This window comes from Escherichia albertii (assembly GCF_028622335.1).
GTDB lineage: Bacteria > Pseudomonadota > Gammaproteobacteria > Enterobacterales > Enterobacteriaceae > Escherichia > Escherichia albertii.
On record NZ_CP117568.1, the window covers coordinates 815,991 to 835,364 of the forward strand.

At 47.3% G+C, this 19,374-nt stretch carries 21 protein-coding genes; 14 read left to right on the plus strand and 7 right to left on the minus strand.

Going from position 1 to position 19,374, the window contains the following annotated elements:
• Positions 1-422 precede the first annotated feature (422 nt).
• The 5 genes from yeaG (at position 423) to yeaK (ending at position 7,591) form a co-directional block, all read left to right on the plus strand.
• Positions 423-2,357, plus strand: a complete 1,935-nt coding sequence (gene yeaG / locus PS053_RS03940; RefSeq protein WP_044708701.1) for a protein kinase YeaG — start codon at positions 423-425, stop codon at positions 2,355-2,357.
• Positions 2,358-2,469: 112 nt separating this feature from the next.
• Positions 2,470-3,753 carry a YeaH/YhbH family protein gene (locus PS053_RS03945; RefSeq protein WP_000219677.1) on the plus strand — a complete coding sequence of 428 codons (1,284 nt, stop codon included), beginning with the start codon at positions 2,470-2,472 and terminating at the stop codon, positions 3,751-3,753.
• Between the two features lie 278 nt (positions 3,754-4,031).
• On the plus strand, positions 4,032-5,375 hold the full coding sequence (locus PS053_RS03950; protein WP_256878943.1) for a sensor domain-containing diguanylate cyclase: 1,344 nt from the start codon (positions 4,032-4,034) through the stop codon (positions 5,373-5,375).
• A 179-nt stretch (positions 5,376-5,554) separates the two neighbouring features.
• On the plus strand, positions 5,555-7,045 hold the full coding sequence (gene dgcJ, locus PS053_RS03955; RefSeq protein WP_000766138.1) for a diguanylate cyclase DgcJ: 1,491 nt from the start codon (positions 5,555-5,557) through the stop codon (positions 7,043-7,045).
• A 42-nt stretch (positions 7,046-7,087) separates the two neighbouring features.
• On the plus strand, positions 7,088-7,591 hold the full coding sequence (yeaK, locus tag PS053_RS03960; protein ID WP_000138035.1) for a mischarged aminoacyl-tRNA deacylase: 504 nt from the start codon (positions 7,088-7,090) through the stop codon (positions 7,589-7,591).
• On the opposite strand, the gene yoaI is transcribed toward yeaK, so the two are convergent.
• On the minus strand, positions 7,592-7,696 hold the full coding sequence (gene yoaI / locus PS053_RS03965; RefSeq protein ID WP_044708574.1) for a small membrane protein YoaI: 105 nt from the start codon (positions 7,694-7,696) through the stop codon (positions 7,592-7,594).
• A 168-nt stretch (positions 7,697-7,864) separates the two neighbouring features.
• Here yoaI and PS053_RS03970 point away from each other — a divergent pair, with 168 nt between their 5' ends.
• Positions 7,865-8,311, plus strand: a complete 447-nt coding sequence (locus PS053_RS03970) for a DUF441 domain-containing protein (protein ID WP_000460712.1) — start codon at positions 7,865-7,867, stop codon at positions 8,309-8,311.
• Positions 8,312-8,408: 97 nt separating this feature from the next.
• Complete coding sequence (locus PS053_RS03975; RefSeq protein ID WP_002462278.1) at positions 8,409-8,756, plus strand: DUF488 domain-containing protein; 348 nt, start codon at positions 8,409-8,411, stop codon at positions 8,754-8,756.
• Between the two features lie 21 nt (positions 8,757-8,777).
• On the opposite strand, the gene PS053_RS03980 is transcribed toward PS053_RS03975, so the two are convergent.
• Positions 8,778-9,032, minus strand: coding sequence for a putative hemolysin (locus PS053_RS03980; protein ID WP_000691900.1), 255 nt, complete (start codon positions 9,030-9,032; stop codon positions 8,778-8,780).
• Between the two features lie 181 nt (positions 9,033-9,213).
• Between PS053_RS03980 and PS053_RS03985 the strand changes: the two genes are divergently transcribed.
• The 3 genes from PS053_RS03985 to yoaJ are packed head-to-tail and all read left to right on the plus strand — an operon-like array spanning position 9,214 to position 10,447.
• A complete protein-coding gene (locus PS053_RS03985) occupies positions 9,214-10,239 on the plus strand; it encodes a sensor domain-containing diguanylate cyclase (protein ID WP_010337366.1) in 1,026 nt (341 codons plus the stop codon).
• Between the two features lie 32 nt (positions 10,240-10,271).
• The gene (locus PS053_RS03990) at positions 10,272-10,370 is read left to right on the plus strand and encodes a YoaK family small membrane protein (protein ID WP_025238893.1); all 99 of its coding nucleotides are present in this window, start codon (positions 10,272-10,274) and stop codon (positions 10,368-10,370) included.
• A 2-nt stretch (positions 10,371-10,372) separates the two neighbouring features.
• A complete protein-coding gene (gene yoaJ / locus PS053_RS03995; RefSeq protein ID WP_001386836.1) occupies positions 10,373-10,447 on the plus strand; it encodes a protein YoaJ in 75 nt (24 codons plus the stop codon).
• A gap of 51 nt (positions 10,448-10,498) precedes the next feature.
• Here the strand turns inward: yoaJ and PS053_RS04000 are convergent, their stop codons facing one another.
• The 4 genes from PS053_RS04000 to dmlR all read right to left on the minus strand — a co-directional run bounded on the left by PS053_RS04000 (position 10,499) and on the right by dmlR (position 12,907).
• Positions 10,499-10,681, minus strand: coding sequence for a DUF1869 domain-containing protein (locus tag PS053_RS04000; protein WP_002462282.1), 183 nt, complete (start codon positions 10,679-10,681; stop codon positions 10,499-10,501).
• Positions 10,682-10,686: 5 nt separating this feature from the next.
• The gene (gene yeaR, locus PS053_RS04005) at positions 10,687-11,046 is read right to left on the minus strand and encodes a DUF1971 domain-containing protein YeaR (protein ID WP_000939315.1); all 360 of its coding nucleotides are present in this window, start codon (positions 11,044-11,046) and stop codon (positions 10,687-10,689) included.
• Positions 11,047-11,218: 172 nt separating this feature from the next.
• Positions 11,219-11,857, minus strand: coding sequence for a leucine efflux protein LeuE (gene leuE, locus PS053_RS04010; protein WP_000457182.1), 639 nt, complete (start codon positions 11,855-11,857; stop codon positions 11,219-11,221).
• A 126-nt stretch (positions 11,858-11,983) separates the two neighbouring features.
• Positions 11,984-12,907, minus strand: a complete 924-nt coding sequence (dmlR, locus tag PS053_RS04015) for a DNA-binding transcriptional regulator DmlR (RefSeq protein WP_002462286.1) — start codon at positions 12,905-12,907, stop codon at positions 11,984-11,986.
• 102 nt (positions 12,908-13,009) lie between these two features.
• On the opposite strand from dmlR, the gene dmlA reads away from it, so the two are divergent.
• From dmlA to yeaX, 4 genes are all read left to right on the plus strand, one after another.
• On the plus strand, positions 13,010-14,095 hold the full coding sequence (dmlA, locus tag PS053_RS04020) for a multifunctional D-malate/3-isopropylmalate/tartarate dehydrogenase (protein WP_025238891.1): 1,086 nt from the start codon (positions 13,010-13,012) through the stop codon (positions 14,093-14,095).
• 255 nt (positions 14,096-14,350) lie between these two features.
• The gene (gene yeaV / locus PS053_RS04025) at positions 14,351-15,961 is read left to right on the plus strand and encodes a BCCT family transporter YeaV (protein WP_273774912.1); all 1,611 of its coding nucleotides are present in this window, start codon (positions 14,351-14,353) and stop codon (positions 15,959-15,961) included.
• Between the two features lie 31 nt (positions 15,962-15,992).
• The gene (gene yeaW, locus PS053_RS04030; protein ID WP_000067842.1) at positions 15,993-17,117 is read left to right on the plus strand and encodes a carnitine monooxygenase, oxygenase subunit YeaW; all 1,125 of its coding nucleotides are present in this window, start codon (positions 15,993-15,995) and stop codon (positions 17,115-17,117) included.
• 55 nt (positions 17,118-17,172) lie between these two features.
• Positions 17,173-18,138 carry a carnitine monooxygenase reductase subunit YeaX gene (yeaX, locus tag PS053_RS04035; protein WP_137649814.1) on the plus strand — a complete coding sequence of 322 codons (966 nt, stop codon included), beginning with the start codon at positions 17,173-17,175 and terminating at the stop codon, positions 18,136-18,138.
• 57 nt (positions 18,139-18,195) lie between these two features.
• On the opposite strand, the gene rnd is transcribed toward yeaX, so the two are convergent.
• A complete protein-coding gene (rnd, locus tag PS053_RS04040; RefSeq protein WP_024164812.1) occupies positions 18,196-19,311 on the minus strand; it encodes a ribonuclease D in 1,116 nt (371 codons plus the stop codon).
• Positions 19,312-19,374 lie beyond the last annotated feature (63 nt).

Sequence of the window (19,374 nt, forward strand, 5' to 3'; positions counted from 1 at the left end):
AATCATTCCTTAAACAAATGTTTAGCGGGCGACAAAGTTTACCCGTCAATACATCGAAACCCAACCCTTTTGCGTATTAATTTCACAATGTAACTGTTTAATTTTCCTGACGCCGATGACATCGGGCTTACACCTGAATAAATATTGCATTACCGACGACAATATTCTTTACATTAGTTATGCAATTTTTATGGATGAGTTGTTGATATGCCATTGAAAACCAGAAAGCCGCGCAGGCAAGTTTCGTAATTGCCATCTACGCTTAATTTTGAAGGTGTATCACCGGGCACGTTGTTCTCACGATGGCATGAGAGTTGCTGTGTTTTAGCAAGAGACGTCGTTCAGTTTACCTCTTCCGGGAGCCTCTACTATTCATATGAACGGCTCTTAACCAGTGCTAAAAAACGAAAGGACGGCATACCATGAATATATTCGATCACTATCGCCAGCGATATGAAGCTGCCAAGGACGAAGAGTTCACACTGCAGGAGTTTCTTACCACTTGTCGGCAAGATCGCAGTGCTTATGCCAATGCGGCTGAGCGGCTATTGATGGCTATTGGTGAGCCTGTCATGGTCGATACGGCCCAGGAACCCAGACTTTCTCGGCTCTTCTCTAATCGGGTTATTGCTCGCTATCCGGCGTTTGAAGAGTTTTACGGCATGGAAGACGCGATTGAACAGATTGTCTCATATCTGAAACACGCGGCTCAGGGGCTGGAAGAGAAGAAACAAATCCTGTACTTGCTGGGGCCTGTGGGTGGGGGTAAATCATCGCTTGCTGAGCGACTGAAATCATTAATGCAGCTCGTGCCTATTTACGTATTAAGCGCCAACGGTGAGCGCAGTCCGGTCAACGATCATCCGTTCTGTCTGTTCAATCCGCAGGAAGATGCCCAGATTCTGGAAAAAGAGTACGGTATCCCTCGGCGCTATCTCGGCACGATCATGTCACCGTGGGCCGCGAAACGCCTGCATGAATTTGGCGGCGATATTACTAAATTCCGTGTAGTGAAAGTCTGGCCGTCTATTCTGCAGCAAATAGCTATCGCCAAAACCGAACCGGGCGATGAGAACAACCAGGATATCTCAGCACTGGTAGGGAAAGTCGATATTCGTAAACTCGAACACTACGCCCAGAACGATCCAGACGCCTACGGCTATTCCGGTGCTCTGTGCCGCGCCAACCAGGGGATCATGGAGTTCGTCGAGATGTTTAAAGCACCAATTAAAGTGCTGCATCCGCTACTGACCGCGACCCAGGAAGGCAACTACAACGGGACGGAAGGTATTTCCGCCCTGCCGTTTAACGGAATTATTCTCGCCCACTCGAACGAATCTGAATGGGTGACTTTCCGTAATAATAAAAACAACGAAGCCTTTCTCGACCGTGTTTATATCGTGAAGGTTCCATATTGCTTACGCATTTCCGAAGAGATCAAAATCTACGAGAAATTGCTTAATCACAGTGAACTGACCCACGCGCCATGCGCGCCGGGCACGCTGGAAACACTGGCGCGTTTCTCGATTCTTTCCCGTCTGAAAGAGCCGGAAAACTCGAGCATTTATTCAAAGATGCGCGTTTATGATGGTGAAAGCCTGAAAGACACCGACCCGAAAGCCAAATCGTATCAGGAATATCGTGATTACGCCGGCGTCGATGAAGGGATGAACGGCCTGTCCACGCGTTTCGCATTTAAGATCCTCTCTCGCGTGTTCAACTTCGATCACGTGGAAGTAGCGGCTAACCCGGTCCATCTGTTCTACGTTCTTGAGCAACAAATTGAGCGCGAGCAATTCCCGCAAGAGCAGGCAGAACGTTATCTGGAGTTTCTGAAAGGTTACTTGATCCCGAAATATGCCGAGTTTATCGGCAAAGAGATCCAGACGGCTTATCTTGAATCCTATTCCGAGTATGGACAGAACATTTTCGACCGTTATGTTACCTATGCGGATTTCTGGATTCAGGATCAGGAGTATCGCGACCCGGATACCGGTCAGTTATTTGACCGCGAGTCGCTGAATGCTGAACTGGAAAAAATCGAAAAACCCGCGGGGATCAGTAATCCGAAGGATTTTCGTAATGAGATCGTCAACTTTGTGCTGCGCGCCAGAGCGAATAATAGCGGGCGCAATCCGAACTGGACCAGCTACGAAAAACTACGCACGGTTATTGAGAAGAAAATGTTCTCCAATACCGAAGAGTTGCTACCGGTCATTTCATTTAATGCCAAAACATCGACTGATGAGCAGAAGAAACACGACGATTTTGTCGATCGTATGATGGAAAAAGGCTACACCCGTAAACAGGTGCGTTTACTGTGCGAATGGTATTTGCGCGTACGTAAATCGTCTTAATGACAATGGCCCGGTGGCGTTGCTGCCGGGCCGACAACGACAGCGAACCGTGGGCCATATGAGCGGCGACACAGGCGTAGCATACAGTTGGCAAATGCAGTACGGGGGGCATATGACCTGGTTTATTGACCGGCGTCTGAACGGTAAAAATAAAAGCATGGTGAATCGCCAGCGTTTTTTACGCCGTTATAAAGCGCAAATTAAACAGTCGATCTCCGAAGCCATTAATAAGCGCTCGGTGACTGACGTCGACAGCGGTGAATCCGTATCCATTCCAACGGAAGATATTAGTGAACCGATGTTTCATCAGGGACGCGGCGGCCTGCGCCATCGCGTTCATCCGGGTAACGATCATTTTGTTCAGAATGACCGAATTGAGCGCCCCCAGGGGGGCGGCGGCGGTTCTGGCAGCGGTCAGGGACAAGCCAGCCAGGATGGTGAAGGTCAGGATGAGTTTGTTTTCCAAATCTCCAAAGATGAATATCTCGACCTGCTGTTTGAAGATTTAGCCTTACCGAATCTAAAACAGAACCAACAACGCCAATTGACAGAATATAAAACGCATCGCGCGGGTTATACTGCGAACGGCGTTCCCGCTAATATTAGCGTGGTGCGTTCATTGCAAAATTCACTGGCGCGACGCACGGCGATGACGGCGGGTAAGCGCCGGGAACTCCATGCACTGGAAGAAAATTTAGCCATAATCAGTCACAGTGAACCTGTGCAATTGCTGGAGGAAGAACGACTGCGCAAAGAAATTGCCGAATTGCGTGCAAAGATTGAACGGGTCCCCTTTATCGACACCTTCGATTTACGCTACAAGAATTACGAAAAACGCCCCGATCCCTCCAGCCAGGCAGTAATGTTTTGTCTGATGGACGTTTCCGGCTCGATGGATCAATCCACCAAAGATATGGCTAAACGTTTTTATATTCTGTTGTATCTGTTCCTGAGCAGAACATACAAAAATGTGGAAGTGGTTTATATTCGCCACCATACTCAGGCGAAAGAAGTCGATGAACATGAATTTTTCTACTCGCAGGAAACCGGCGGCACTATCGTTTCCAGCGCCCTGAAATTGATGGATGAAGTGGTAAAAGAGCGTTATAACCCGGCGCAGTGGAATATCTATGCCGCACAAGCATCAGATGGCGACAACTGGGCCGATGACTCTCCGCTTTGTCATGAAATCCTGGCGAAAAAATTACTCCCCGTTGTTCGTTATTACAGCTATATCGAAATCACCCGCCGTGCTCATCAAACATTGTGGCGGGAATATGAACACCTACAATCCACCTTCGAAAACTTTGCTATGCAACATATTCGCGATCAGGACGATATTTATCCAGTGTTCCGCGAGCTGTTCCATAAACAAAATACCACCAGTAAAGAATAAAAAAATCAGTCAGGGGATTATCTCCTGACTGATTTTTAGTTCACTGTAAATATATCGCATTATAATATACGATAATTTACGTTTACCTCGAACATTACGCCTTTGGTTTACAAAAAATAATTTCACACAAAACTATTTGCAAATGTTATTTTATGAGTTCTGTATTTTCTCTTGATACATTGTTTAATAGTTCTTTACTGATGGTTATATTTGATCCTGGTCAAAATTATTTTTCTTCACATCAATAGAATTCTTTTCTCATACTGCTCTCCTTCATAGTGGTTTCTATGGGTACACAACAATTAAAAGCGAAAAGCTTTTTTATTTTCAGCTTACTATTGACGTTGATTTTATTTTGTATCACCACGTTATATAACGAAAACACCAATGTAAAACTCATTCCGCAGATGAATTATCTGATGGTTGTTGTGGCTTTATTTTTCCTCAACTCCGTCATATTCCTCTTCATGTTAATGAGATATTACATTAATAAAAATATTTTACCAACACTGATCCTAAGCCTTGCATTTTTAAGTGGTCTCTTTTATTTAATTGAGACCATTGTCATTATTCATAAACCTATTAATGATAGTACGCTGATCCAGACCAAATCAAATGACATTTCTATCTTCTATCTGTTCCGCCAACTGAGTTTTATCTTCTTAACTGCACTGGCACTCTGCTGCTATAGCAGTAACAGCATTTTGACGAATAATAAGAAAAAAATATGTATTCTGTTGCTGGCACTGATACCTTTTATGTTTTTCCCTTTTCTGGCACATAATTTAAGCAGTTATAATCCCAACTATTCATTATATATTGCTGATTACTCCCCGGAGGATAATACAGCAGCCTGGGGAATTAATTACACCAAACTTCTGGTTTATCTATGGGCATTTTTGCTGTTTTTTATTATTATGCGAACACGTTTAACAAGCGAACTTTGGCCATCAATTGCGTTGTTATGCCTGGCCTCACTCTGCTGCAATTTGTTACTACTGGCTCTGGATGAATATAATTACAGCATCTGGTATATTAGCCGAGGAATTGAAGTTTCCAGTAAGTTGTTTGTTGTTTCATTCCTGATTTATAGCATTTTTCAGGAAATTCAACTCTCCAGCAAACTGGCGAACCATGATGTGCTAACCAATATTTATAATCGTCGCTACTTTTTCAACAGTGTTGAATCATTATTATCTCGCCCTGTCGTTAAAGATTTTTGTATCATGCTGGTAGATATTAACCAGTTCAGGCGCATCAATGCTCAATGGGGGCATCATGTGGGCGATAAAGTTCTGGTTTCAATTGTCGATATTATCCAGCAAAGTATCCGACCTGACGACATCTTCGCGCGTCTGGAAGGTAACGTCTTTGGCTTGCTATTTACCGAACTCAATACTGCCCAGGCCAAAATCATTGCCGAGCGCGTACGTAAAAATGTCGAACTCCTGACCAGTTTTAGTAACAGATATGATGTTCCTGAACAAATGAGCATCAGCATTGGCAGTGTTTTTTCCACTGGCGACAAACGTAATATCTCACTGCTTATGACTGAAGCAGACAAGGCGTTGCGTGAGGCAAAGCATAACAGTGGCAACAAGGTGATTATTCATCAAATTTGAGTGCAATTTTATTCAGGCCATGCATTTTGCATGGCTTTGATATACAATTTATTACCAATACCACTAAATTTCCCCTCCCCAGCGGCGTAGAGATGAGTATAATTAGCGGCCCAGCGCCAGGCCGCAATCGAACTTTATCTGGTTTTCTCATTTCACTAACCGAAGGAGTGCCATTTATCATGAAATTGCACCATAGAATGCTCCGGCATTTTATCGCCGCAAGTGTCATTGTGCTGACATCTTCCTTCCTTATTTTTGAACTTGTCGCCAGCGACAGAGCGATGAGCTCCTATCTGCGCTATATCGTCCAGAAAGCGGACTCTTCCTTTCTCTATGACAAGTATCAAAATCAAAGTATTGCCGCACACATGATGCGTGCGCTCGCTGCCGGACAGTCGGAGATGTCGCCGGAACAGCGACGCGCCATCTGCGAGGCTTTTGAATCAGCCAATAATACCCACGGACTAAACCTGACCGCTCATAGCTATCAGGCATTGCACGGAACATTACAAACTGCCGCATCAGACTGTGAAGCCATAGTAGAAGCTGCAACGCTATTACCCGCATTTGATCAAGCGGTGGAAGGTAATCGTCATCAGGATGATTACGGTATCGGCTTAGGGATGGCAGAGGAAAAGTTTCATTATTACCTCGATCTGAATGACCGCTATGTCTATTTCTATGAGCCGGTCAATGTTGAATATTTTGCCATGAATAACTGGTCGTTTTTGCAATCAGGAAGTATTGGCATTGACCGTAAAGACATTGAAAAGGTATTTACTGGGCGCACCGTGCTGTCGAGTATTTATCAGGATCAGCGCACCAAACAGAACGTAATGAGTTTGCTCACCCCGGTTTATGTATCAGGGGATCTAAAAGGCATTGTTCTGCTGGATATAAGTAAGAACAATCTGCGGAATATTTTTTACACTCACGATCGCCCGCTTCTCTGGCGTTTTCTCAATGTTACTCTGACAGATCTGGACTCGGGCCGGGATATTATCATCAATCAAAGTGAAGATAATCTGTTCCAGTACGTAGATTATGTCCATGATTTGCCGGGCGGTATTCGCGTCACGTTATCCATTGACATTCTTTATTTTGTTACATCATCGTGGAAAAGCGTCGCATTCTGGCTGTTAACAGCATTGATATTACTCAATATGGTACGCATGCACTTCCGGCTGTACCAAAACGTAAAACGTGAAAATATCAGTGACGCAATGACCGGGCTGTATAACCGTAAGATATTGACGCCAGAACTGGAGCAGCGCTTACAGCGTCTGGTGCAGGCGGGCTCTGCAGTAATGTTTATTGCCATTGACATGGACAAGTTAAAGCAAATTAATGACACCCTTGGCCATCAGGAAGGGGATTTAGCGATTACTTTGTTAGCACAGGCAATCAAACAGTCTATTCGTAAAAGTGATTATGCCATCCGCCTGGGCGGTGATGAATTTTGCATCATTCTGGTCGATTCAACGCCGCACACAGCAGCACAATTGCCTGAACGTATCGAAAAACGGTTGCAGCACATTGCCCCACAGAAAGAGATCGGTTTCTCTTCGGGTATTTACGCGATGAAAGAAAACGATACGTTACATGATGCATATAAAGCTTCTGATGAACGTTTGTATGTCAATAAGCAAAACAAAAACAGTCGTTCATGATAATCTTCCGGGGTTGTTTGGTAATAATCTCAGGAGCGTGAAATGACTGAAATGGCTAAAGGAAGCGCGACGCATCAGCGATTAATCGCTTTATTATCACAAGAAGGCGCTAACTTCCGCGTTATTACTCACGAAGCGGTGGGCAAATGTGAAGCGGTGTCCGAGATTCGTGGTACCGCTCTGGGCCAGGGCGCCAAAGCCCTGGTATGTAAAGTAAAAGGTAATGGCGTGAATCAACATGTTCTGGCGATTCTCGCTGCCGATCAGCAAGCCGACCTTAGCCAGCTCGCCAGCCATATTGGCGGGTTACGCGCTTCGCTGGCCAGTCCAGCGGAGGTCGATGAACTGACAGGCTGCGTCTTCGGTGCTATTCCACCTTTTAGTTTCCATCCAAAACTCAAACTTGTGGCTGACCCACTGCTCTTCGAGCGATTCGATGAAATCGCCTTCAATGCCGGCATGCTGAATAAATCCATCATACTGAACACTGCGGATTATTTACGCATTGCGCAACCAGAACTGGTCAACTTCCGTCGTACTGCATAATTAACGGGTCCGTTCAAGAAGCAGAACGGACATCACCAGCACGACTGCAATAGTCAGAAACGATGACGTGATAATCAGTGTCTCAACGAACATTTGATCGTTCATGGTATTACCCCCGGAGATAACTGTTTTCACGTTATTGTTAACTTGCGCAAATGGCAATTTAATGACAATTCGCCTGATTTTTATGCAAAATACGTAAATATTTTCTACTACCTTTCTACAGCAAGCGTAAAGTAAGCAGGCTTATTATTTTTTGGCAAGGAAACCACGATGTTTGATGTCACTTTGCTGATCCTGCTCGGATTAGCTGCGCTAGGCTTTATCAGCCATAACACGACTGTCGCCGTTTCAATTCTGGTATTAATCATTGTCCGCGTCACACCATTGAGTACCTTTTTCCCGTGGATTGAAAAACAAGGGTTGAGCATCGGGATAATTATTCTGACCATCGGCGTTATGGCCCCAATAGCCAGCGGAACGCTGCCCCCGTCCACGCTTATTCACTCGTTTCTGAACTGGAAATCAGTTGTCGCTATTGCCGTGGGGGTAATGGTTTCCTGGCTTGGCGGGCGCGGCGTGACCTTAATGGGTAACCAACCGCAACTGGTCGCCGGATTGTTGGTGGGCACGGTTTTAGGCGTGGCGCTTTTTCGCGGTGTGCCAGTCGGTCCGCTTATTGCCGCCGGTCTGGTATCTCTGATTGTCGGGAAACAGTAGACTGTTTTCGGACTCAGTACCCAGAGCAACGAAAACGCGGCTAACACAAAGTGCTATAGTATCTGGCACATCATGCGTGAAAGGGAGAACAAACACGATGAGTATTCAGTGTAAACGCGTCTATGATCCGGCTGAACCGAGCGATGGCTATCGCGTACTGGTCGATCGTCTCTGGCCACGCGGTATTAAGAAAACAGATCTGGCACTTGATGAGTGGAACAAAACCATCACTCCATCAACTGAACTGCGCAAAGCTTTTCATGGCGAAGTGATCGATTTTAATGCCTTTCGCGAACAGTATATTGCAGAACTGGCGCAACACGAGCAAGAAGGGAAACGGCTGGCGGCCATCGCCAACAAACAGCCGCTGACCCTACTCTACTCGGCAAAAAACACCACGCAGAACCATGCGCTGGTGCTGGCCGACTGGCTACGTAACTTGTGATTTTAGTCCGGCATCCGGCGGTTATTTTTCACCAGCCGGATGATCCCGCCGCCACAATGCCCATTCATCAATCGTTTCACCGTCCGGTAATTTACAATTGTTGCTGACTCCTTGCGGTGTCTGCACGGGAATAAGCGTACCGCCCTTTTGCTGGCAATAAACTGAAGCAGGATTTGCCATGCCGACATACGGCGGTTTTGGCGCATCAGGCTGAGAAGACGTTGAACAACCCGACAGGATTAGCAAGCACGGAAAAGCAAAACTGATAATTTTCATAGTTGATCTCATACGTTTATCTGCACCTAAGAGTATCCCGGTATCGTTTTGTTTTGCAGAACTATTTCTCTTGCATTCAGTTAAAATATATTTTGTTTGGTTTCATCTTTTATGGTGATGATTTATCATACCTGTAAAGATTAAATTTTCAGCACAATACCTGCCATTCTGGAGTTCTTTCGTGTCAGATCAGATCATTGCCCGCGTCTCGCAGTCACTCGCTAAAGAACAGTCTCTGGAAAGTCTGGTTCGGCAACTTCTGGAAATGCTGGAAATGGTCACGGATATGGAGTCGACGTATCTCACCAAAGTGGACATCGAAGCACGTCTGCAACACATTATGTTTGCCCGTAACAGCCAGAAAATGCACATCCCGGAGAATTTTTCCGTCTGCTGGGATTATTCTTTGTGCAAACGCGCTATCGACGAAAATTGCTTTTTTAGTGATGACGTTCCCGACCGTTGGGGAGATTGCATCGCCGCGCGCAATCTGGGGATCACCACTTTTCTAAGCACGCCGGTTCATTTACCTGACGGCTCATTTTATGGCACGCTTTGTGCGGCCAGCAGTGAAAAACGCCCGTGGAGCGAACGGGCAGAGCAAGTTTTGCAGCTATTCGCCGGACTGATTGCGCAATACATTCAAAAAGAGGCGCTGGTTGAGCAGTTGCGTGAAGCCAATGCCGCTCTGATTGCACAATCTTATACCGACGCTTTGACGGGCCTACCGAATCGACGGGCGATTTTTGATAATCTGACGACGCTGTTTTCTCTCGCCCGCCACCTGAAATGTAAGGCGATTGTTGCTTTTATTGATCTGGATAACTTTAAATTAATCAATGATCGTTTCGGTCATAATGCTGGCGATCTGTTTCTTATTCAGGTTGGCGAACGTCTTAATACGCTGCATCAGAATGGCGAAATTATCGGTCGTCTCGGCGGGGATGAATTTCTGGTCGTTTCTCTGGCTGATGAAAATGCCAATATCCCGTCATTGCGGGGACGTATTGAACAGCAAATACGTGGCGAGTACCGCTTAGGCGATATTAACCTGTTTTACCCTGGCGCCAGTCTTGGCATAGTTGAAGTGGATCCTGAAACAACCGATGCCGACAGCGCCTTACATGCAGCCGATGTTGCGATGTATCAGGAGAAAAAACACAAAGAGAAAACACCTTTTGTCGCGCATTCAGCTTTGCATTCCTGAAGCGTATTCACATCCTTTTCTTTGGTGATAACATGCGAATCGGTATTATTTTTCCTGTCGTGATCTTTATTACGGCAGTCACATTTTTAGCGTGGTTTTTTATTGGCGGCTATGCTGCCCCTGGAGCATAAAGATGAAAAAAACAACAATTATAATGATGGGTGTGGCAATTATTGTCGTCCTCGGTACTGAACTGGGATGGTGGTAATACCGCATCTGTAAAAGCAAAGGCTGCCCGCAAGCAGCCTTTGTTCAATAATTACCAACCACAAACATCATGTTCGTTTTCCGTGTCATAAGAGCGCACGGTATTCACCAGATCTTTTATCACTTCAGCCGCCACTTCTGGCACCAGCAATGTCATCGGCGTCTCAGTTTCATAATCGACAGAGACGCCATTACTGTTATTGGTGACGGTTACGGTATATGTTGCTTTACTCATACAATTCATTTCCCGCTACGAATGACTTTCCGTTGTTTTGCGCCTTCCATCAGGACTTCGGGAGCAACGAAGAAGTCAATGTTGAAATAAGTATCGTCAGTCATGGCTTCAATGTTGTGCCACTTTTCTGGCGGAAACACCGCAAACTGCCCTGCTTCAATGAGAATCACCTGATCGGGCTCTGCGCTGTGCTCATCGGCATAACCGAGATATTTGACCGCCCCATGCATAACGGATAGCCGCGGATAAACTCCTGGACGCGTTCCTTTATCAAGATGACGTTCGAATATTCCGGCTGGCGCCGTTTGTTTATTCCAGAAAGGTGTCGAGCGCGTATGAATATAATTTTGTGGGATTTGCAGCATTCTTTTCCCTCCTTAGGTAAATGCGCTGAAAACGGTTCATTCCAGCCATTTCAGGGTACGCCTGATAATTTGCATTTTAAATACCATTTATTGGTTATTTTTTAGCACCATATCAACAATAAATTGAGGTGGATTTCAGACGGGAAGCCCGCGAAATCGCGGGCGGGGAGAATTAAGATTGTAGTGTTGCCAGCCGTGCAGCAAAACCGACAAACATCAGACCGATCAGCGAGTTGCCTACTTTTGCCAGTTTCTTTTTAGTACGAATGTATTGCGTGACGAATGCGCCGGAAATAATCAGGAAACTCAAATAACAGAAGCTTACCAGCTCCAGTGTCGTCGCCAGGATAAAGAATGAAATCCCGGTATGCGGCGCATTAACGTCGATAAACTGCACGAAAAACGACACATAAAACAAAATGGCTTTCGGATTGGTCAGGCTCAAAATTAACGCACGCTTGAAGATGGCCCCGTATTGTGGCTCATCGGATTTAGCCTCGCTATTTTTCCCCTTCAGGGTCGCGTAGAGAATTTTGCTCCCCAGATAGAGCAAATAAAATGCACCGAGATAACGTACAATATTAAATAATATCGGTGTGGTCTTAATTAATGTTGCAACGCCTGCCCATGCGAGAAACATCAATACCGCATCGCCAATAAATACGCCACAGGCAGCAAGATAACCGCCTTTTATCCCACTGCTGACGCTATTTTTCAGCACAAACAGCGTATTTGGCCCAGGCACCAACACGATAAAAATGGCTCCCGCCAGATAGGTCCAGTAATTCAGCACCCCGTATTCAGCGAACACATCAACCTCTTTTATTATCTGTGAATCACGCGCGAGTAAAGACGAATATGCTAACCAATCCGCAACGGGTAAGAAAGGAGAAAATCAGGTTTAAACCTGACAATAACCAGACAATTGAATTATTAATCACCCCTGACCCAGTGAAAAATTCGGATGGTGGCGGGCAAAATACTGGCGCAAAAATTCAACCGTAATCCGCACCTTCGCTGACGTAGCCAGTCGCGAAACATATACCGCCCAGACATTTGCGGGTTGGTAATACTCTGGCAATACCTGCAACAAATGGCCGCTGGCGATATTTTCGCTAACATCCCACCAGGATCGCAGAGCAATCCCCTGACCATCGAGACACCACTGATGCACAATTTCACCATGATTGGACGACAGCGGGCCGGTGACTTTAATCGCATGATGACCGTCTTTATTATGCAATTGCCAGACGCCAAACGGATGATCGCGCTCTTTAATGACCAGACACGGTAATGCAGAAAGATCCGTTAAATGCTTCGGCAAGCCATGTTGCGCAATAAACTCCGGTGACGCGCAGAGAATACGGTAATTTGTCGCCAGTTTACGGGCGATTAAATTGGGGGCGATATCATCGCCAATACGAATATCCAGATCGACGCCTTCATTGACCAAATCGACCAGGCGGTCTTCGACATCAAAACGTAACTCCAGTTGAGGATATGCTTTCGCCAGCGCCGACAGCGCCGGGGCGACGACCTGCCGTCCAAAGCCAAAGCTACTGATAATCCGCAACATTCCCTGTGGTACCTGGCGAACATCAGAAAGCTCATCCATCATCTGCCCGACATCCTGCAATATGCGCTGTGCCCATTCATAAATCCGCTCACCTTCTTCAGTGATAGTGACGCGTCGGGTAGTACGATGTAATAGCACCACATTCAACGTTTGTTCCAGCAAGGCGATGCGCTTGCTGACGAAAGCAGGAGAAACGCCCAGCTCTTCAGCAACGGCGGCAAAACCAGCCCGACGAGCGACCAGCATAAAGACGCGCAAATCGTTCAGCAGCGGTAAATTATTCATGATTCGTGTTTTATGTTTCACCAGTTGCGGGGATTAATTCCTGAACAGTCAATTATAGGATGGTGACATTGTCAATTTTGATGGTCAGGAAGTGAGAACCCAATGATGAAAACATTTCGTATCGCTGCAATCCCCGGAGATGGGATCGGTAAAGAAGTCCTTCCTGAAGGGATTCGTGTTTTACAGGCTGCCGCTAAACGCTGGGGCTTCGCCTTAAGCTTTGAGCAAATGGAATGGGCAAGCTGCGAGTATTACCGCCATCACGGCAAAATGATGCCGGACGACTGGCATGAGCAACTCAGCGAGTTCGACGCTATCTACTTCGGCGCCGTCGGCTGGCCGGATACGGTTCCTGACCATATTTCGTTGTGGGGATCGCTGCTAAAATTTCGTCGTGAGTTTGACCAGTACGTCAACCTGCGCCCGGTTCGCCTTTTTCCTGGCGTCCCCTGCCCACTGGCCGGTAAACAGCCTGGCGACATCGATTTTTACGTTGTACGCGAGAACACGGAAGGTGAGTACTCATCGCTGGGAGGCCGCCTGAACGAAGGCACAGAGCATGAAGTTGTTATTCAGGAATCCGTATTTACCCGCCGTGGCGTCGACCGTATTTTGCGTTATGCCTTCGAATTAGCGCAAAGCCGCCCGCGCAAGACTCTCACTTCCGCCACGAAATCCAACGGTTTGGCCATCAGCATGCCTTACTGGGATGAGCGTGTTGCAGCAATGGCAGAAAATTACCCGGAGATCCGCTGGGATAAACAGCATATCGATATTCTTTGTGCACGTTTTGTGATGCAACCGGAACGCTTTGATGTCGTGGTAGCGTCTAATTTATTTGGCGACATTCTTTCCGACCTTGGTCCGGCCTGTACCGGCACAATCGGCATTGCCCCTTCCGCCAACCTGAATCCAGAACGAAACTTCCCGTCGCTTTTCGAGCCGGTTCACGGTTCTGCGCCCGATATTTACGGTAAAAATATTGCCAACCCTATCGCGACTATTTGGGCCGGTGCAATGATGCTGGATTTCCTCGGTAATGGCGATGAACGATTCCAGCAAGCACATAATGGTATTCTGGCGGCAATTGAAGAAGTCATTGCTCACGGGCCGAAAACACCGGACATGAAAGGTAATGCCACCACACCACAAGTTGCTGACGCAATTTGCGAAGTTATTTTCCGTTAAGATCAGGTCAAACCAGTTTATTTGAACCGCGTCACTGACGCGGTTTTTTTATTCACTCTTTACAGTAAATAACCTGCGCGATTTCACCTTTTATTGTTTCCGTTTCGTGTTTTATGGCTTTCCATATTCTTAATTGTTTAATTTATGTAACATACAAATAATCAATTTGTTAAACACAACAGACGATTCATTACCCTGCACATAATTACAACTGGCAAAAGCCAGCGACGGGCTTTTATGCCTAGGAGATGACTCATAATGAGCAACGTTAAGAAAAAAGATTTGCCGCTGATTGCCATCAGCCTGGTGGCTATTCTTTTCATCGCAGCGACATTAAGCCTTTTCCCACAACAGTCCGCAGATGCGGCAAACACAATATTTAGTTTTGTCACCCGTATGTTAGGTTCTGCCGTTCAGGTATTAGTTTTACTGGCTATGGGGTTAGTGATTTATTTAGCCACCAGCAAATACGGCAATATTCGTCTTGGCGAGGGTAAGCCGGAATACAGCACGCTCTCCTGGCTGTTTATGTTTATTTGCGCCGGATTGGGCTCCTCCACTCTTTATTGGGGGGGCGCGGAGTGGGCCTATTATTACCAAACACCGGGTTTGAACATTACACCGCGTTCGCAACAGGCGCTCGAATTTAGCGTTCCCTACTCCTTCTTCCACTGGGGTATCAGCGCCTGGGCTACCTATACGCTGGCCTCTTTAATCATGGCCTATCACTTTCATGTACGGAAAAATAAAGGCCTGAGCCTTTCAGGCATTATTGCTGCTATTACGGGCGTTAGTCCGCAAGGGCCGTGGGGAAGACTGGTTGATTTGATGTTCCTGATCGCCACTGTCGGCGCGTTGACTATTTCTCTGGTGGTGACGGCGGCAACCTTTACTCGCGGACTTTCCGCGCTAACCGGTCTACCAGATAACTTCACCGTACAGGCCTTTGTGATCCTGCTTTCCGGCGGCATTTTTTGCCTTAGCTCGTGGATTGGTATCAACAACGGTTTGCAGCGTCTGAGCAAAATGGTGGGCTGGGGTGCGTTCCTGCTGCCATTGTTGGTTCTGATTATTGGCCCAACAGAATTTATTACCAACAGCATCATCAATGCCATCGGTCTGACCACACAAAACTTCCTGCAAATGAGTTTGTTTACCGATCCGCTCGGCGATGGTTCGTTCACCCGCAACTGGACCGTTTTTTACTGGCTCTGGTGGATCTCTTACACGCCCGGCGTAGCAATGTTCGTCACCCGTGTTTCGCGCGGTCGTAAGATTAAAGAAGTTATCTGGGGACTTATCCTTGGGAGCACCGTCGGTTGCTGGTTCTTCTTCGGCGTGATGGAAAGCTATGCCATTCACCAGTTCGTTAAAGGCGTGATCAACGTCCCGCAAGTGCTGGAAACGCTGGGCGGTGAAACTGCTGTGCAACAAGTTCTGATGTCATTACTCGCCGGTAAATTGTTCCTCGCCGCCTATCTGGGCGTGATGATTATTTTCCTCGCCTCCCATATGGACGCGGTGGCCTATACCATGGCAGCCACCAGCACGCGCAATCTTCAGGAAGGCGACGATCCCGATCGTGGACTGCGTCTTTTCTGGTGCGTAGTGATTACCCTGATCCCACTTTCGATCTTATTTACTGGCGCCTCACTGGAAACGATGAAAACCACCGTGGTGCTCACCGCCCTTCCCTTCCTCGCTATTTTATTGGTGAAAGTAGGCGGATTAATTCGCTGGTTAAAACAGGATTATGCCGATATTCCTGCCCATCAAATTGAAAATTATCTCCCGCAAACACCGGTCATCACGTCAGAAAAGACACCGGCTATCCCGGCAGAAACCGTATTCAAAGGCGACAACTGAGCGCCATCATCCTAACGATAAAGGTATCCCTATGAGCAATCTGAGCCCTGACTTAGTTCTACCAGAAAATTTTTGCGCCAATCCTCAGGATGCGTGGACCATTCCGGCCCGTTTCTATACTGACCAGAACGCCTTTGAGCACGAAAAAGAAAACGTCTTCGCAAAAAGCTGGATTTGCGTCGCCCACAGTAGCGAACTGGCGAATGCCAATGATTATGTAACACGCGAAATCATTGGAGAAAGTATCGTACTGGTGCGCGGACGCGATAAAGTTCTGCGCGCGTTCTACAACGTTTGCCCACACCGTGGCCACCAGTTATTGAGCGGTGAAGGGAAAGCGAAAAATGTGATTACTTGTCCATATCACGCCTGGGCATTCAAACTTGATGGTAACCTGGCTCATGCGCGTAACTGTGAAAACGTCGCTAATTTCGATAGTGAAAAAGCACAACTGGTCCCGGTGCGCCTGGAAGAGTATGCCGGATTCGTCTTCATCAACATGAACCCCAATGCGACCAGCGTAGAAGATCAACTACCGGGACTGGCGGCAAAAGTCATTGAAGCCTGCCCGGAAGTGCACGACCTGAAACTGGCAGCCCGCTTCACCACTCGCACCCCCGCCAACTGGAAGAACATTGTCGATAACTATCTCGAGTGCTATCACTGTGGTCCGGCGCACCCTGGATTCTCCGACTCCGTTCAGGTTGACCGCTACTGGCACACGATGCACGGCAACTGGACGCTGCAATACGGCTTCGCCAAACCGTCCGAACAGTCTTTTAAATTTGAAGAAGGTACGGACGCGGCATTCCATGGTTTCTGGCTGTGGCCGTGCACCATGTTAAACGTCACGCCGATCAAAGGAATGATGACTGTGATTTATGAATTTCCTGTTGATTCGGAAACCACCCTGCAAAATTACGATATTTACTTCACCAATGAAGAGCTCACTGATGAACAAAAATCGCTGATTGAATGGTATCGCGATGTTTTCCGTCCAGAAGATTTGCGACTGGTGGAAAGCGTGCAGAAGGGGCTGAAGTCTCGCGGATATCGCGGGCAAGGTCGCATCATGGCCGACAGCAGCGGTAGCGGGATTTCTGAACATGGCATCGCTCATTTTCACAACCTACTGGCACAGGTGTTTAAAGACTAATGACATCGGCGGCGGTTATTCTCGCCGCCGGGCTGATTTTTGATGGAGTACAGCAATGTCAGAATATCGAATGTTTGAAGTTCAGGTGAGCAAGATTGAGCAACTTACCAACGAGGTTAAACGTTTCACCCTGGTTTCTCCCGATGGCAAACTGCTGCCTGCGTTCAGCGGTGGAAGTCATATCATTGTGCAGATGGGGGATGAAGATAACCAGTACAGCAATGCGTATTCATTGTTAAGTTCGCCGCACGACACTTCTTGTTATCAGATTGCCGTTCGACTGGAAGAAAATTCACGCGGCGGTTCGCGCTTCTTGCATCATCAGGTTAAATCAGGCGATCGGTTGACTATTTCGACGCCGAATAATCTGTTTGCACTGGCCCCTTCGGCACATAAACATCTGTTTATCGCCGGCGGCATTGGCATCACCCCTTTCCTGTCGCATCTTGGCGAGTTACAACAAAGCAACATCGACTGGCGGTTACATTACTGTTCGCGGAGCCCGGAGAGTTGTGCATTCCGTGATGAATTAAACCGACATCCACAGGCAGATAAAATTCATTTGCATCACTCATCAGACGGTACACGCCTGGAGTTAGCACGTTTGTTAGCGGATATTGCGCCGGGCACGCATATCTACACCTGTGGTCCAACAGCGTTAAATGATGCCGTGAAAAATGAAGCTGCTCGTCTGGGGATCGCCGCTGATACGCTGCATTTTGAGCAGTTTGCAATTGAAGACAAAACTGGCGATGCATTTACACTGGTACTTGCCCGCTCTGGAAAAGAGTTTGTGGTGCCGAAAGAGATGACCATTTTGCAGGTCATAGAGAGTAATAAAGCGGCAAAAGTAGAATGTTTATGTCGTGAAGGAGTATGTGGTACTTGTGAAACGGCAATTCTGGAAGGCGAGGCTGACCACCGGGACCAGTATTTCAGTAATGAGGAGCGCGCCAGCCAGCAGAGTATGTTGATCTGCTGCTCGCGCGCTAAGAGTAAACGACTGGTGCTGGATTTGTAATTATTTACCCGAAGCCGGATGCGAAGCTAGTTGCGCCCAGTCCGGCTTACAAATATTTTACTGCGGATATTCCTGCAATAAGTTGTGTAATGCTTCCGCCATCAGTTCACCACGCCAGCCGGAAATCAGCTCCGGCAAATTATTCTGCGGTTTTAACTTCCAGTGCCAGTTCAGCAACTGATTTATCTGTCGGCGCGATGCCAGCAATTCAGCGCTAATCTTGTGCGTTTCGCTCACATCAGTAATCAACGATTTAATCGCCTTAAACACCTTACGATAACCAGGCATATCCATCAGATTAAGCATCGGCTGCGGTAATGCGTCTTCAGGCAATGCCTGTGCTTTCTCCACCAGCGCCAGCAGCGTTTTACCGTGGAAACGGATTTCGCTACCGGATAAGCCCAGACTATCCAGTTCGCCCAAACTGCCCGGCATATAGCGCGCTACCGACCACAGATGTTCTTCGCGAACGACAAAATTTACCGCCAGATCGCGCTCCCGCGCCTTGCGCAGACGCCAGTCCGCTAACAATTGCAGACACGCCAGTTGGCGCGTACGCAACTGCCAGGCATTCGTGATATCACGCCATGCCTCTTCCGGCGCCAGCACTTCCTGACGACGGATTTGCATCAGGCGGCATTCATCCAGCGCGGCAGGGAGCCAGCCAGAGGCTTCGGTTTCAGCCATCAGCTTTGTGGTGATCGGTAATAAATACCGGACGTCCGCCGCCGCATATTCACACTGACGTTCCGTCAATGGTCTGGCCAGCCAGTCGGTGCGCGATTCGCTCTTATCCAGCGTAACGCCGGAATACTCTTCCACCATGGAAGCAAAGCCCCATGACATCGGACGACCGCAGAAAGCCGCGAGGATTTGGGTATCAATAAGAGGTTGAGGTAACTCACCAAAAACGTTAAGGAAGACCTCCAGATCCTCACTGCCCGCATGGAGGAATTTGGTGATGGACGGATCACGCAGTATCGCCTTCAGCGGCGACCAGTCAGTGATCCCAAGCGGATCGATCAGCGCGAGATGTTCGCCATCAAAAAGTTGAATCAAACCCAATTGAGGGTAATAAGTGCGCGTACGAACAAATTCAGTATCCAGGGCTATCGCCGGAAAGGCACGGACAGCTTCACACAAAGAAGCCAGCGCATCGTCCGTGGTAATCATTTGGTAATTCAAATTGTATTCTCTTTAGTGGGCGCCAAAAAAAACGCCGGATTAACCGGCGTC